The sequence below is a fragment of the Fictibacillus sp. UD genome (assembly GCF_043558025.1).
In the GTDB taxonomy this organism is placed as follows: domain Bacteria; phylum Bacillota; class Bacilli; order Bacillales; family Fictibacillaceae; genus Fictibacillus.
The window spans coordinates 25,244-39,366 of sequence record NZ_JARUHH010000010.1; the positions used below are offsets into that span (position 1 = coordinate 25,244).

General features: G+C 44.0%; 17 protein-coding genes. 1 reads left to right on the forward strand and 16 read right to left on the reverse strand.

Annotated elements, in window-relative coordinates:
- The first annotated feature begins 31 nt into the window (after positions 1–31).
- Positions 32–202, forward strand: a complete 171-nt coding sequence (locus P8610_RS14770) for a hypothetical protein (RefSeq protein WP_289496866.1) — start codon at positions 32–34, stop codon at positions 200–202.
- 2 nt (positions 203–204) lie between these two features.
- Here the strand turns inward: P8610_RS14770 and paaX are convergent, their stop codons facing one another.
- The 16 genes from paaX to P8610_RS14850 form a co-directional block, all read right to left on the reverse strand.
- A complete protein-coding gene (gene paaX / locus P8610_RS14775) occupies positions 205–1,092 on the reverse strand; it encodes a phenylacetic acid degradation operon negative regulatory protein PaaX (RefSeq protein ID WP_394605033.1) in 888 nt (295 codons plus the stop codon).
- 68 nt (positions 1,093–1,160) lie between these two features.
- Positions 1,161–1,937, reverse strand: a complete 777-nt coding sequence (locus tag P8610_RS14780; protein WP_394605034.1) for an enoyl-CoA hydratase-related protein — start codon at positions 1,935–1,937, stop codon at positions 1,161–1,163.
- Between the two features lie 12 nt (positions 1,938–1,949).
- Positions 1,950–3,155: a thiolase family protein gene (locus P8610_RS14785; protein ID WP_394605035.1), complete on the reverse strand. Its 1,206-nt coding sequence runs from the start codon at positions 3,153–3,155 to the stop codon at positions 1,950–1,952.
- Positions 3,155–4,027, reverse strand: a complete 873-nt coding sequence (locus P8610_RS14790; RefSeq protein WP_394605036.1) for a 3-hydroxyacyl-CoA dehydrogenase — start codon at positions 4,025–4,027, stop codon at positions 3,155–3,157. The genes P8610_RS14785 and P8610_RS14790 overlap by 1 nt, the downstream gene beginning before the upstream one ends.
- 31 nt (positions 4,028–4,058) lie before the next feature.
- The gene (locus tag P8610_RS14795) at positions 4,059–4,211 is read right to left on the reverse strand and encodes a hypothetical protein (protein WP_394605037.1); all 153 of its coding nucleotides are present in this window, start codon (positions 4,209–4,211) and stop codon (positions 4,059–4,061) included.
- A gap of 152 nt (positions 4,212–4,363) precedes the next feature.
- Positions 4,364–5,821 (reverse strand): aldehyde dehydrogenase family protein, encoded by a 1,458-nt coding sequence (locus tag P8610_RS14800; RefSeq protein ID WP_394605090.1) that lies wholly within the window; start codon positions 5,819–5,821, stop codon positions 4,364–4,366.
- Between the two features lie 78 nt (positions 5,822–5,899).
- Positions 5,900–6,673 carry an enoyl-CoA hydratase-related protein gene (locus P8610_RS14805; protein WP_289496872.1) on the reverse strand — a complete coding sequence of 258 codons (774 nt, stop codon included), beginning with the start codon at positions 6,671–6,673 and terminating at the stop codon, positions 5,900–5,902.
- Positions 6,674–6,683: 10 nt separating this feature from the next.
- Entirely contained in the window at positions 6,684–7,460 is a 777-nt protein-coding gene (locus P8610_RS14810) for an enoyl-CoA hydratase/isomerase family protein (protein WP_394605038.1), read from the reverse strand.
- The gene (locus P8610_RS14815) at positions 7,453–7,758 is read right to left on the reverse strand and encodes an EthD family reductase (protein ID WP_066235887.1); all 306 of its coding nucleotides are present in this window, start codon (positions 7,756–7,758) and stop codon (positions 7,453–7,455) included. The genes P8610_RS14810 and P8610_RS14815 overlap by 8 nt, the downstream gene beginning before the upstream one ends.
- A gap of 38 nt (positions 7,759–7,796) precedes the next feature.
- A complete protein-coding gene (gene paaD / locus P8610_RS14820) occupies positions 7,797–8,297 on the reverse strand; it encodes a 1,2-phenylacetyl-CoA epoxidase subunit PaaD (protein WP_394605039.1) in 501 nt (166 codons plus the stop codon).
- A gap of 26 nt (positions 8,298–8,323) precedes the next feature.
- Positions 8,324–9,130, reverse strand: a complete 807-nt coding sequence (gene paaC / locus P8610_RS14825) for a 1,2-phenylacetyl-CoA epoxidase subunit PaaC (protein WP_394605040.1) — start codon at positions 9,128–9,130, stop codon at positions 8,324–8,326.
- Positions 9,127–9,474 carry a 1,2-phenylacetyl-CoA epoxidase subunit PaaB gene (gene paaB, locus P8610_RS14830; RefSeq protein ID WP_289496877.1) on the reverse strand — a complete coding sequence of 116 codons (348 nt, stop codon included), beginning with the start codon at positions 9,472–9,474 and terminating at the stop codon, positions 9,127–9,129. Before paaB ends, paaC begins: the two co-directional genes overlap by 4 nt.
- 24 nt (positions 9,475–9,498) lie before the next feature.
- Entirely contained in the window at positions 9,499–10,464 is a 966-nt protein-coding gene (gene paaA / locus P8610_RS14835; protein ID WP_394605041.1) for a 1,2-phenylacetyl-CoA epoxidase subunit PaaA, read from the reverse strand.
- Between the two features lie 71 nt (positions 10,465–10,535).
- On the reverse strand, positions 10,536–11,864 hold the full coding sequence (locus P8610_RS14840; protein WP_394605042.1) for a phenylacetate--CoA ligase family protein: 1,329 nt from the start codon (positions 11,862–11,864) through the stop codon (positions 10,536–10,538).
- A gap of 478 nt (positions 11,865–12,342) precedes the next feature.
- Complete coding sequence (locus tag P8610_RS14845; protein ID WP_394605043.1) at positions 12,343–13,332, reverse strand: lipoate--protein ligase; 990 nt, start codon at positions 13,330–13,332, stop codon at positions 12,343–12,345.
- A 27-nt stretch (positions 13,333–13,359) separates the two neighbouring features.
- Complete coding sequence (locus P8610_RS14850) at positions 13,360–14,094, reverse strand: MBL fold metallo-hydrolase (RefSeq protein ID WP_394605044.1); 735 nt, start codon at positions 14,092–14,094, stop codon at positions 13,360–13,362.
- Between the last annotated feature and the right edge of the window lie 29 nt (positions 14,095–14,123).

Genomic DNA, 14,123 nt, shown 5'->3' on the forward strand with positions numbered 1-14,123 from the left:
ACTTCGTTAGCAAGTTGATTGAAGCGTAAGGTTGCGAGACTCCTACGGGACGAGCGGTCAGGTGGAGACTCCTAATGGCGCAAAGCGGCAGGAGGCTCACCGCACGCCCCGTGGAAAGCGAGCAGCCTGGAGCGGAAATCAACCACTTTCAAGAACAACAACGTTTCCACTCAATACAAAAATCGCTACCAGCAGAAGATAGAATTACTTTTCCTGAATGAGCGGGTGATTCAGCACATCATGTTTTGTATTCTTTTTAAACGCATTCCCATCTGAATAGATGCTTTCAAAGAAACGGCTTGCTGGTCCTGCGAGTGCACGGTAATAATCACTGAAGAGCGAAGCAGCGTGGTCGCCAAGCCAATCTGCATGCAGAAGTTCTTGTGGCAGACCTGGATCGATGAACAGAAACTTACGGTACTCATGAACGAGCTTTGTACGCTCTACAAAACACTCGCCGTCTGTCATTTCACCTTTTTCGATCTTATTTTTATCGATCACATATTTTTTGGAATACGTGACAATAAATTCATTGTACTTTTGGTTGATATCATGAAGATCCCAGCACTCTGAAACAAGCTTTTCATTCTCATTTGGTCCGTTGTAGACCGCTGTAAATGAATGAACGTAGTCTTTAATATCATATTTATCAATCATGGCTTGAATCTGTTCAGAAGATGGGTGCGGTGAGATCCAGAAACTGTTCGCAAGCAGACCGAAGCCGCTCCAGACAAGCTCTTTTCGAAGTTCATCCCGAATGTTTCTTTTCTCTTCCGGAATCGTATATGTGAACATCATCCATTCGCCATTCCACGGTTCCTGCTGCACGTTAAAAATCCTTTTTGCAGCTTCATCCATTCTCTTTTTACCACGGTCCGTTAAATAATAAAAACTCTTGTTTCCTTGTTTTCTCGCTGCAATCCAGCCTTGTTTGTTCATTCTCGAAATAGCCGCTCTAACCGCTTGTTCGTTGTGCCCAAACTCTTCCAACAAACGAATCAGGCTGCCAATCCATATTTCACTCCCATAATGCCGGATATAATCTCCGTAAAGCGTAAAGATCATGGAGCGTGTGTTTAAACTATTCTGCATGTTCATACCCTCATTTGTACCTGTTATTGTCTGTACAATCCTACCAGAACAATGGAGACAGAAACAAGTTACTCTCCCTTAAATACAGGTGGTCTTTTTTCACCGAAAGCGACTAGCGCTTCCATTCGGTCTTTTGTTGGAATTGTCACTTCATACGCTTTTGCTTCAATCGCAAGTCCTGTTTGAAGATCTACTTCCGTTCCGTGTTTAATCGCATATTTCGCTTGCTGAACAGCGACAGGTCCGTTCTTCATAATTAGTCCTGCATAGTTTTCACAGACCGCCATCAGCTCTTCTCTTGATGTAACTTGGTTTAAAATACCGTAAGAAAAAGCTTCTTCTGCCATCATCTTTTTTGCTGTAAGAATGAGCTCCATCGCTTTTGCCTGACCGATCAGTCTTGGCAGACGCTGTGTTCCGCCAGCACCAGGAATGATTGCCCAGCTCAGTTCTGTTAGACCCATAGACGCTTCTCTTACAGAAACGCGAAGATCACATGCAAGAGCTAGTTCAAATCCTCCGCCGAAAGCATGACCATTGATCGCACAGATCGTAGGCTGAGGCAATGCTTCTACAGCTGAAAATACATCACGGATTTTTCGTACATTACGGCGAACTTCTGATTCGGTGAGCGTTCTTCTTTCTTTTAAATCAGCACCTGCACTGAAAGCTTTTTCCCCTGCTCCAGTAAATATAACGACACGAACATCGCTGTTATGATGAATGTCTTCTACCACTTCTTCTAGCTCTTTTAGCGTTGCATAGTTAAAGCAGTTTAATACTTCTGGACGATTCAATGTCACATAAGCAACGAAATCTTTAACCTCGTATAAAATAGCACTCACTTTTAGTTCCTCCTATTCGTGGATCGCTTCAACAACAGAAGCAATTCCCTGACCTACTCCAATACACATCGTCGCAAGTCCGTACCGTGAACCTTGCTTTTTCATTTCATGAATAAGCGTTGTTAAAATGCGTGCACCGCTTGCCCCAAGTGGATGGCCAAACGCGATCGCGCCGCCGTTTACGTTCACTTTACTGCGATCCAATTCTAATTCATTGATACATGCTAACGATTGTGACGCAAAAGCTTCGTTCAGTTCGATTAAGTCTAAGTCACCCACTGAAAGTCCCGCACGCTTTAACGCTTTTCGTGAAGCTTCGATCGGACCGACACCCATAATGGACGGCTCAAGACCTGCAACTCCTGACGAAACATAGCGAGCCAAAGGCTTTAATCCTAATTCCTCTGCTTTTTCACGGCTCATCAATAGCAGTGCTGAAGCTCCATCGTTCACGCCAGACGCATTTCCTGCTGTTACACTGCCGTCTTTAAACAACGGTTTAAGCGTGCCTAGTTTTTCAAGCGATGTTTCCGGACGCGGATGCTCATCATCTGTAATCCATGTTTCGTTTCCTTTTCGATCTACTAATCTTACAGGAACAATCTCTTCATTAAATCGGTTTTGTTCAATCGCTTTTTTAGCTTTCTGCTGAGAGTCGTAAGCAAATTTGTCTTGGTCTTCTCGTGATATCTCATACTTCTTCGCTACGTTTTCTGCTGTTTCAGGCATAGAATCTGTACCGAATTTTTCATGCATAAGCGGATTTACAAAGCGCCATCCGATCGTCGTATCAAACATTTTCATATCGCCGCGCGGATACTCCACTTCTGGCTTGCCCATGACGAGCGGTGCGCGCGTCATGCTTTCGGTTCCACCTGCGATAAAGATGTCCCCTTCACCTGCTAAAATAGCTCGGGCAGCGTAAATCACAGCATCCATTCCAGATCCGCAAAGACGGTTGATTGTTGTTCCACCTACTTCGACTGGAAGCCCAGCGAGTAGTGCAGACATTCTAGCTACGTTGCGATTATCTTCCCCAGCACCGTTTGCATTACCGAATATAACTTCTTCAATCTCTTTAACAGGTACTCCCGGGTTTCTTTCTACAAGTGCAGAAATAACGACTGCTCCAAGGTCATCAGGTCTGACTGACTTTAACGCACCTTTATAGCGGCCAATCGGTGTTCGGACAGCATCAACGATAACAACTTCTTTCATTACTTCTTCACCCCGCTGCCTTCCGTGGTGTAATCGTAAACCCCTTTACCTGATTTGCGGCCAAGTCTTCCGGCTTTTACGTACTTCACTAAAAGCGGTGCCGGGCGGTATTTTTCACCTAGGGTTTTATGAAGATAGTTCAGGTTGTTTAAGCGTGTATCAAGCCCTACTAAATCTCCAAGCTCAAATGGTCCCATTGGAAAATTCAAACCAAGTTTAATCGCTTTGTCGATGTCTTCTGGCGTGCCAACCCCTTCTTGCAGCATGTAGAATGCTTCATTACCAATCATAGCCGAGATTCGGCTCGTAACGAATCCTGGGAACTCATTCACAGTCACCGTTTCTTTTCCGATCTTCACAGCAGCTTCTTTCGCTAGCTCGACCGTTTCATCGTTCGTTTCATGCCCACGTACGATCTCAACAAGAGGCATTCTGTGTACGGGGTTGAAGAAGTGCATCGCAATTACTTTTTCAGGACGCTTTGTAAATGATCCGATCTCTGTCGGACTCATCGTGGACGTGTTTGTAGCAAGCACACAATGCTCTGGTGCGGAACGGTCTAATTCTTCAAAAACAGCACGCTTGATCTCTATGTTTTCAGGAACTGCCTCAATTACTAAATCAGCACCGCTTACAGCTGCTGATAGATTCGCAGTGTATGATAGTCTTTCTTGCGCTCGTTCAGCATCGCTTTGCGAAAGCTTCCCGCGAGATACCGCTTTTGAAAAAATAGAATCAATTTCTTTCTTTGCATTTTCCAGCTGGTCTTCTTTTACGTCAACAAGCTGAACGTCGAAACCGCCAACTGCGCTCACATAGGCGATCCCTCTTCCCATCACACCAGATCCAATGACTACTGCATTTTGCAACATGGTCTCTCCTGCCTTTCTTTTAAACAAGTGTTTAACGTTTTATATGCTTAGATGCTTTTGTAAGTTGTTGGTTTCCGTTCCAGGATGCTCGCTTTCCGCGGGGCAGGCGGTGAGCCCCTTGCCGCTTTGCGCCGTTAAGGGTCTCACCTGACCGCTTGTCCCGCAGGAGTCTCGCACCTTGCACTCCAACCAACTGGTCATTGAAGCTAAATAGAAAAGCCCCAAGCAACGGTTTACAAGTAAAAACATTGTATAAAAAGCGAGCACGATGGCCCGCTTTTCAAATCTGTTACTAGATCTATCAACGCAAATTAACAGAACTAGATATCAACTAAATTACAAATTAAAAGGATTTAACGGACGAGATCCTGTATAGGAAACGACACTCTTTGTTTCTGTATAGAGATCAAGTGTCTCAATACAAAGCTCACGACCAAAACCTGACTGCTTATAGCCTCCGAACGGCGTTCCCGGGAATGCTGAGAACGGTGAGTTGATCATGATTGTTCCTGCTTGGATCATGCCTGCAACACGTGTTGCTTTCGCATGGTCCTTTGTCCAGATCGCTGCTGCTAAACCGAAGTCCGTGTTGTTTGCTAGTTTCACAGCCTCTTTTTCGTCCTTAAACGTCGATACAACAACAACCGGCCCGAAGATTTCCTCTTTAACCACTTTCATGTCTTCGTTTACATCCGTAATGATTGTCGGCAAATACCAGTGTCCGTTTTCAAAACCATCCACTTTTGCACGTCCGCCGCCAAGAGCAATTGTCGCTCCTTCTTCTTCAGCAGATTTTACGTAACCGTCGATTACTTCAAGCTGACGCTCAGAAATGATTGCCCCAACATGTGTACCTTGATCAAGCGGATTACCAAGTACAAGTTTCTTCGCTTTATCCACGAACTTTTCCATAAACGCATCATAGACACTTTCTTCAATGTAAAGGCGAGAACGCGCTTCACAAGATTGGCCTGTGTTATAGAAAATACCGAATAATGAGCCATCAACTGCAGCGTCGATATCTGTATCCGCAAATACTAAGTTAGGAGATTTCCCTCCAAGCTCGAGCGTTACACGTTTTAATGTCTGAGATGCTTTTGCCATGATGTCTTTTCCTGTTCCTGTTTCACCAGTGAACGCGACTTTATCAACACCCTCGTGCTCAGCAAGGTACGAACCAACTGTAGCTCCATCACCTGTGATGATGTTTACAACACCTTCAGGAACACCAGCTTCGTGGCAGATCTCCGTCATAACGATAGCCGTAAGTGGAGTTAAGCTTGCAGGTTTTAAAATCACCGAACAGCCTGTTGCGATAGCTGGTGCGATCTTCCACGCAGCCATCATCATCGGATAGTTCCACGGGATGATTTGCGCGCAAACCCCTAGAGGTTCTTTTAACGTATAGTTCATGAACGGTCCTGGCATCGGGTTCACAGCACCGCGGTGGCTGACGATCGCACCTGCATAGAACTCAAAGTCTTCGATCGCTTGCATGACTTGGCCTTGTGCCGCGCTTAGTGATTTTCCGCTGTTTAGAATCTCAAGTTCTACTAGCTCGTTGAAACGAGAACGCATGATGCTAGCAATTTTGTTCATCGTACGAGAACGCTTATTTACAGGAGAGCGCTTCCATTTCCCTGTTTCAAATGCAGTTCTTGCCGCCTCTACAGCACGGTCAACATCCGCTTTCGTTGCTTTTGCGACCTTTGCTAACGGTTCTCCGGTTGCTGGGTTATATGTAACAAAGTACTCTCCTTCAGATCCACCAACGCTTTGTCCGCCAATAACCATTTCGTACACATCACGTTTCACTGCTTTAACTTCTGTCTTTGCTGTACTCAAGTTCTCCACTCCCTTTAGTCTCGTTGTCTATTTACCTGTGAATGCGGGTTTTCTCTTCTCTAAAAATGACTGTAAACCTTCTTGATGATCAGCTGACTCTCCGGCAATCTTTTGAGCTTGTGCTTCATATTCAAGCACTTCGTTCAGATCGCTTTCCCAGCTTTTGTTCATATAGCGTTTGATCAATCCAATTGCTTTAGTAGGCATATTGGATAGTTTTTCAGCGAACGTTTCCACTTCAAGCATGAACTCTTCTTCACTTACCGTTTTCGTTACAAGTCCGAACTCTTTTGCTTCTTGAGCTGTGATTTTTTCACCTAATACCGCAAGCTCCATCGCTTTTGCGTGTCCGACTAAACGCGGCAAGAAGTAGAGGTTTCCTGAGTCTGGCACTAAGCCAACATGAATGAATGCTTCTATAAAACTCGCTTTCTCGCTTGCAATACGGAAGTCACAAGCTAAAGCAAGACTCATTCCTGCACCTGCTGCTACCCCGTTAACCGCTGCGATAACCGGCTTCTCCATTGCCACCAGCGCTTGCACCATCGGGTTATATCCTTTACGAAGAACATCACCATAATCCGTGCCATCTACAGAGCCTGTTAAGTCTTGACCTGAACAGAACGCACGCCCTGCACCAGTAATTACAACCGCTCTTACATTGCTGTCTTTGTTCGCTTCTTTTATCGCTGATACCATTTCTTTATGCATAAGTGATGTAAAAGCATTCAGCTTATCCGGACGGTTCAGTGTGATCCAAGCCGTCTTTCCTCTTGTTTCGTAGCTAATCGTTTCAAACATGGTTATCCCCCTACTTCCCTTTAAATTCGGCAGGACGTTTTTCAACGAAAGCTTTCATGCCTTCTTTTTGGTCCTGTGACGAGAATAATAGATAAAAGTTTTTACGTTCAAACTGCATACCTTCGTATGTTGAATAGTCGATTGATTTATAGACCGTTTCTTTTATTAAACGAGTGGATAACGGTGCTCTTGAAGCTACAATTTTCGCATATTTTTTCGCCTCGTCCACTACAAGTTCTGGTGCGATTACACGGTTGATCACCCCATATTGAAGAGCTTCATCCGCTGTCATCGGGTCACCAAGCCACAGCCATTCGAGCGCCTTCTTCTGTCCCATCAGCTTTGTAAGTTTTACCGTTCCGCCAGCACCAGGCATGACGCCAAGCTTGATTTCAGGAAATCCAAACTGTGCGTTTTCTGCCGCAAATAGAATATCAGCACATAATGCCAGTTCAAAGCCTCCCCCAAAGCAGTAACCGTTCACCGCACCGATAATTGGTTTTTTAATCGTTGCTAAGCGGTCCCATTCTTTAAACTGATTTAATAGTTCAAGAGAAACGGCTGTATCTTCTTTCATTTCATCAATGTCGGCACCTGCTGCAAAAGCACGCTCACTGCCAGTCAAAACAATTGCTTTTACCTCATCATTACGGTCAAAACTTTCAAAAGCATCTAATAGTTCCGTAACCATCGGCCGGTTGATCGCGTTTAATACACGCGGCCGGTTTAATTGAATCAAGGCAATCCCATCTTCAACAGAGGTTAAGATTGTTTCGTAATTACTCATTGATTTCCTCACCAATCATAAGTGTTACGAGTTCAGCCGCAAAGCTCATTAAGTCTTTTCCAGAAGCTTTTCCTTCATCAGATTTCATCGCCGCTTTTAGTGCATCATGATCGTCATAGTACATTTCACAAAGAATGTGGTAGTCGCTTTTCCCCATTGGTGAACCAACGATTTTTGTAACTTCCATTTTGCGAAGTCCTGGGATCTTTTTCGTAATTTCTGTATGATGTCCAAAATAGTGCTCGTCGAACTGCTCTAAGTTTTCAGGTGTTTTGTAAAGTGCGATTAGTTTTACCATGTGTGTTTCCTCCCTATTTTTAAACTCATAATCTCTTACTATCCCATATCAGCAACAGGTTTCATTGCTTCAAACGGGTTCTTGCAAGACTTGCAATACAGAATGCTTCTGCAGGCTGTTGGACCAAAGATGTTTTCCATCGTTACATATGTGGATCCGCAATACGGGCAATCAATTTCCCATGGCTCACCCATCACATGGTTCGCCGGTGGAGGTGAGATGCCGAACTCTTTTAATCTCTCACGCCCCTCGGCAGTGATACGGTCTGTTGTCCACGATGGTGTAAATACAAAATTCACTTCTGCTGAAGTAATTCCTTCTACTTCTTCAATTGCTTTTTTTATATCTCGCTCGATGATGTGCAGTGCCGGGCATCCAGAGAACGTAGGCAATACAGACACTTTGACTGCTCCGCCTGTCACGTCAACTTCGTGCACCATGCCAAGATCTAATATACTGACGGAGGCGATTTCAGGATCTTTTACTTTCCCAAGCGCGTCCATCACACTTTCGGTCATGCTGCTCTTCAATTCGGACACGTGGTTCATCTCCTTTCTAAATCGTCTTACCAGCCAGTTGCAGGGTTCGTTGCATACACTTCTGAAAGTGTTGAAGTCGCTTGCTTTAAGTCATCAGTGTGTACACCGTTCCGGCCATTTCCTCTTTCCATACGCGGCTCACCAGGGTAATGGGCTCCTACTTCTTTTAGAACAGCTTCAATCTTTTTGTTCCATCTCTTTTTCATTACGCTTTCGTCATCAATAAAGTTCGCTTTCACGATATCTTCGTAATATGGTCCGAGTGTAAGCACACCGCCAAAGTCTTTCCAAACCTTCTGAATCGCCGCTGTCATTCGCTCGATTGCTTCATCCGTACTCGTCATCAGCTGCTTGAACCAGATTTCCCAATGCATCAAGTGATAGTATTGTTCTGTCATGATTTTGCGAGCTGCTTCTGCCAAAGGCTCGTATGCCGAGTGGCGAAGCGAATCTAAACGAATGTGCTTGTGCACCGCGTAAAAGTAGTTACGTACAACGGTAAACGCCCAGTCGTAATCCGGTTCTTTTAAATATGTGCCAGGTCCGTTCACTTCTTCAAGAATGATGGCGTTTCGGTACTGATCAGGTGATCGGAGGTGAGCAATTCTGTCTGCTTCCCCTTCACCAAGGTCTTCTAACAAACGAAAGTAAAGGTTTGCGTGCCCCATCATGTCCTGAGAGATAGATGAGAACGCAACATCCTCTTCAATGTGGGGAGCAAGACCAAGCCACTCAGATCCGCGGAACGAAAGAAGAAAATCATCGTCTGCCAGCTGATATAGAAGCTCAATCAAAGCTTTTCTCTCTTGTGGTTTTAACGTTTCCTGTGTCATGAATTGTCTCCCCTTCCGCCAAGGATGTGCTGTTCGGTAAACTGCTCCTGGTTATAGTCACGCCATTTTTTCTTTAAATAACCGTACCCTTTTGTTTCTCTATACTCCTTATCCAGCCTTTTGAGCATCTCTCTCTCATCCTGATTAAGTCCTCTGATGTTCTCTCTTTTTACAACCCAAATGTCTGCAACCGTTTCTCTTCTGAAAAAGTTTTCCTTCGCCATGATGAGCGCCATGTCTGCGTTCGGTGCTAAAAGGCTGAAGCTATGCTGAAACGGAGATTTATCTGTTTTTTTGCTAAAAACTTCATAAACGTTGTAAAACTCATTTTTCGGTTCGTTCACGTTGGTTGTCTCTCCCTTCCGCTGTTAGATCGCCTTTTTAGCAGCGAGTGCTGCGCGTACCCACTCGTTATTTTTGTATGAGCGGCGGCGAAGATCTAAGCGATTCTGTGATTGTGGACCGTTTCCAGATACGATCTGTTTAAAGTTGCTCCAATCAGCATCCTTATAGATCCACATTTGGCTGTCTTCATCAAAACGAATGGTATCGTCTGGAATGGTTAGTCCAAGAGACCAGATGCGCGGAATGTATTTTGTGAAGAACTCTTGTCTGAGGTCTTCGTTCGTTTTTGTACGAATCTTATACATGATGTTCTTATCGGCATTCGAGTTGCCTGTTTCTTTAGCAGACTTTGGTCCAAAGAACATGATAAGTGACTCCCACCAGCGGTTTAGAGCGTCCTGCAGCATTTCGCGCTGTTCAGGCGTTCCTTCTGCCATCGCTAAAATAATGCTCTCACCGTGCTGAGCATGGAAAACTTCCTCTGCGCAAATACGCTTTAAAGCTCGAGCGTACGGGCCATACGAAGAATCTAGCATCATGCTTTGAGAGATAATTGCAGCTCCATCAACAAGCCATGCGATGATTCCGGCATCTCCCCATGTTGGTGCGTCCATGTGGAAAACGTTATGGAACTTTAGTTTTCCTGAGAAAAGATCTTCCATGATGTCATGCCGTGTCTTGCCGAGCGGTGCCATCAAGTCTTCTGCTACACGAAGCAAAAGCTGTCCATGGCCCATCTCATCCTGAACCTTCGCCATGATTGCAAGCTTTCTATGAAGTGAAGGTGCTTTAGGTACCCACTCCTTTTCTGGAAGCGCTCCCATAATTTCCGAAATGCCATGCATCGAAATTAATCTGATCAGCTGCAAACGGTAATCATCAGGCATCCAATCATCTGGTTCGATCTTCTCGCCGGCATTGATGCGGTCAAGAAAATGAGTCATTTTCTCTTCTTCACTTAGCTGATTAAAACTCATACCAACTGTCATGCTATTCTCCTCCTATTATATTACGTTTATTTACCGTAATTATAATTTATCGTCATACGATTTAACAATAGTTAAACACCCATTTTTTTCTGAGTTTGCCTAACCACTCTGATTGCCTTACCTTCAGAGCGCGGAATGCCTTTAGGCGGGAAAACTTTAATCTCCATCGAAACGAGACAAGTATCTTTAATTCTTTTTAAAATAGTTTGTTTCAAAATCCGAGTTGCCTCATGATTTTCATCCCCATTTGTCACCCTATAAAGACGTTCCGTAATCTCAACATGAAGTTCGATATGCTCTTTTAACCCTTCAGTTAAAATATGCACTTGATAATGCGGAACGATATCTTCTATGGAAAAAAGGCAGTTCTCTATCTCTGATGGAAACACATTAACACCGCGAACGATGATCATGTCATCGATTCGACCTTTCACACGGCTCATTCTGATTGAGGTTCTGCCACAGCTGCAAGGTGTGCGATCGATCGATGCAATATCCCCCGTACGGTAACGGATGACCGGAAATGCTTCCTTCGTTAAACTTGTAAATACAAGTTCCCCATACTGTCCATCAGGCATCGGTTCAAGTGTGTCTGGGTTAATGATTTCAGCGATAAAATGGTCATCCATAATATGAAGTCCGTTTTGCGCTTCGTGACATTCCATTGCAACCCCTGGCCCCATCACTTCACTCAATCCGTAAATGTCCATGGCCTTAATGTCTAATTTTTCTTCAAGTGTTGTCCGCATCTCTTCCGACCAAGGTTCTGCTCCAAAGATGCCATATTTTAATGACGTAGCTCTCGGATCCTTTCCTAGCTCCTCCATCTTTTCCGCTATTGTTAAAATATAGGAAGGAGTGCCGCAGATCACCTGTGGCTTGAAGTCTTCAATTAAAAGAATCTGACGCTCCGTATTCCCGCCTGATACCGGAACAGTAACCATACCGAGTCGCTCTGAACCGTTATGAAGTCCTAGCCCGCCTGTAAAAAGTCCGTACCCATATGCGTTGTGAAGCACATTTCCTGGCTCACCGCCCGCAATAGCGATGGAACGCGCCACCATGTCACTCCACCGATTGATATCCCCTTCTGTATACCCAACTACTGTCGGCTTTCCGCTCGTTCCAGATGATGCGTGAAGACGGACAAGATGGTCTTGCGGTACTGCGAATAACCCAAAAGGATAATGGTCACGAAGGTCTTTTTTAACAGTAAAAGGAAGATTTTGAAGATCTTCTAATGTTTCAATCGATGAGGGATGAATTGCTTTTTCGTCAAATGCACTTTTATAAAAAGGGACATTCTCGTATACGTTGTGTACCGTCTGCTTTAAGCGATGCAGCTGCAGCTCTTCTTTTTCATCACGACTCATACATTCCACTTGTGGATGGAGGATCATTTCTTTTCATCTCCCTTTAGAATATGTAAGCGATTACATTTGAGATTAAAAAAATATGACGTTTTTGTACCGTCACCTTATTATCGTGTGATGTTATTTGTGTTTAGCTTATCACTTATAATAATTTTCTGTCAAATGAAAATGAAGTGCTGAAATGACCCGTTTAGCCCCGACCAGCACATTAGCTCCTGACTACGGATACGCTCTTTGTATCCTAGGAAGGAGAAAATGTGACCTCGAGGGGCTGGTCATTGAAGCTGGACAGCTTGAGTGCTGAAACAGCCGTTCAGAAACGACCAACAACCAGCATTTAAACGTTATTGAGTCTGTTTGCAATTTATTGAGTCTGTTTGGAGGTTATTGAGTCTATTTGCAAATTATTGAGTCTGTTTAAAATTTATTGGGTCTAAAATCAATTTCTGCACAACATCATTTCACATACATAAAAAAAACCGCCCATCAAAAGGCGGTTTGATCATTAATATAGTAAATCCAAAAACTCCTGGCGTGATACATTGCCAAAGTAATGATTCAAATCAATATCTGCTAACACAGTTTCAATCGCTTCACGGTCATAACGCACACCGTTCAGCTTATTTTCAATATCAGATACGTCGCCAACTCCAAAGAAGTCTCCGAAAATCTTACTTTCTTGAATGATTCCTTTTACGATATGAAGGCGGATATCAACTGATCCTGCTGCAAATCGGTTGGAAAGCTCAACGTTGAACTTCGGTGACTTTCCATAGTTCCAATCCCAGTTCGCATAGCGCTCTCTGGAGATCTTGCGAATTTCTTCCCAGTCTTTTTCTGTTAGCTCGTATTTAGGTACAGAATCCAACTCTTCAAATAGGTAAGCAAGAAGCGTTTGTTTGAACTCTTCCATCGTCATATCTTCATTCAAGTGTTCACGAATATTTGTTACCCGGCTGCGGATCGACTTGATTCCTTTTGACTCGATCTTATCCATACGCACGTTTAGAGCAGAGACCACGTTCTCGATTTCAGAATCAAAAAGCAGCGTTCCATGACTGAACATACGGCCCTTCGTTGAAAACTGTGCGTTACCCGAAATCTTTTTTCCATCAGCTAAAATATCATTGCGACCGCTTAATTCAGCATTCACACCTAGTTTTTTCAGCGCTTTTACAACAGGATCGGTAAACTTCTTGAAATCATGAAACGAGTTTCCATCATCCTTTGTGATAAAGCTGAAGTTCAAATTGCCAAGATCATGATAAACGGCACCTCCGCCAGATAAACGGCGAACGACGTGAATCCCCTCTTCGCGAACATAGTCTGCGTTGATCTCTTCAACCGTATTCTGATTCTTGCCGATGATAATCGATGGTTCATTTATATAAAAAAGCAAATACGTTTCATTGATGTCTAAATGTTTTAAAGCGAACTCTTCGATTGCCAGATTCACTCTTGGGTCTGTAATATTTTCATTATCAATAAAAAGCATAGTTTTCTCCTCTTTCAGTCCCTATCTTTAAGCTCCCCACGTCCAGCCGGAAGAGGCAAGCTCCACTTTATTGTTATACACCTCTTTTGCCTCTGTGACAAGCTGTGATAACTGACCAAAATGAGGAAGATGTGTGAGGAGCAGCTGACGAGCTTCAGACTGCTGAGCAAGCATCCCGCAATCTTCTGATGTCATGTGACCTGGCCCGCTTCCATCCATACCTTTATAAAAGTTGCATTCGGCAATAAGCAAGTCTGCATTCCTGCTGAATGGTACCAGTTCAGGAATAAGCGCGGTATCGGCCGTGTAGACAAGCGTTTCTTTTCCATCCGTAACACGCATCGCATAGCATGTAACGGCATGCTTTGTAAGTTGAAACGTAATCGTAAACGGTCCGATTCTAAGCTCCTCTTCAGGGTTATACGGAGTTCCCGTTGTATGAGTCCCATGTGTAAGCGACTGAAAACCACCTTCATCCTTTGTGTGCCCATAGATTGGAAGTGTCTTTATACCTTTTTGTAAAAAGGACTGGATGAGGCGGCTATATTGAAGCACACCAATGTCAGCAACATGGTCTGCATGATAGTGTGACAAAATAACAGCATCCAGTTCTTCTGGCTTGATGTAGTTTTGCAGCTGAGAAAGCACACCGCTTCCGCAATCAATAAGCAGATTAAATCCGTCGCTTTGCAAAAGGTATCCGGATGTTGCTTCACCTGCTGCTGGGTAACCTCCCCAATAACCTAAAACCGTCAGTTTCATAATTTCGTCCTCCGTTTTTACTTACTAGT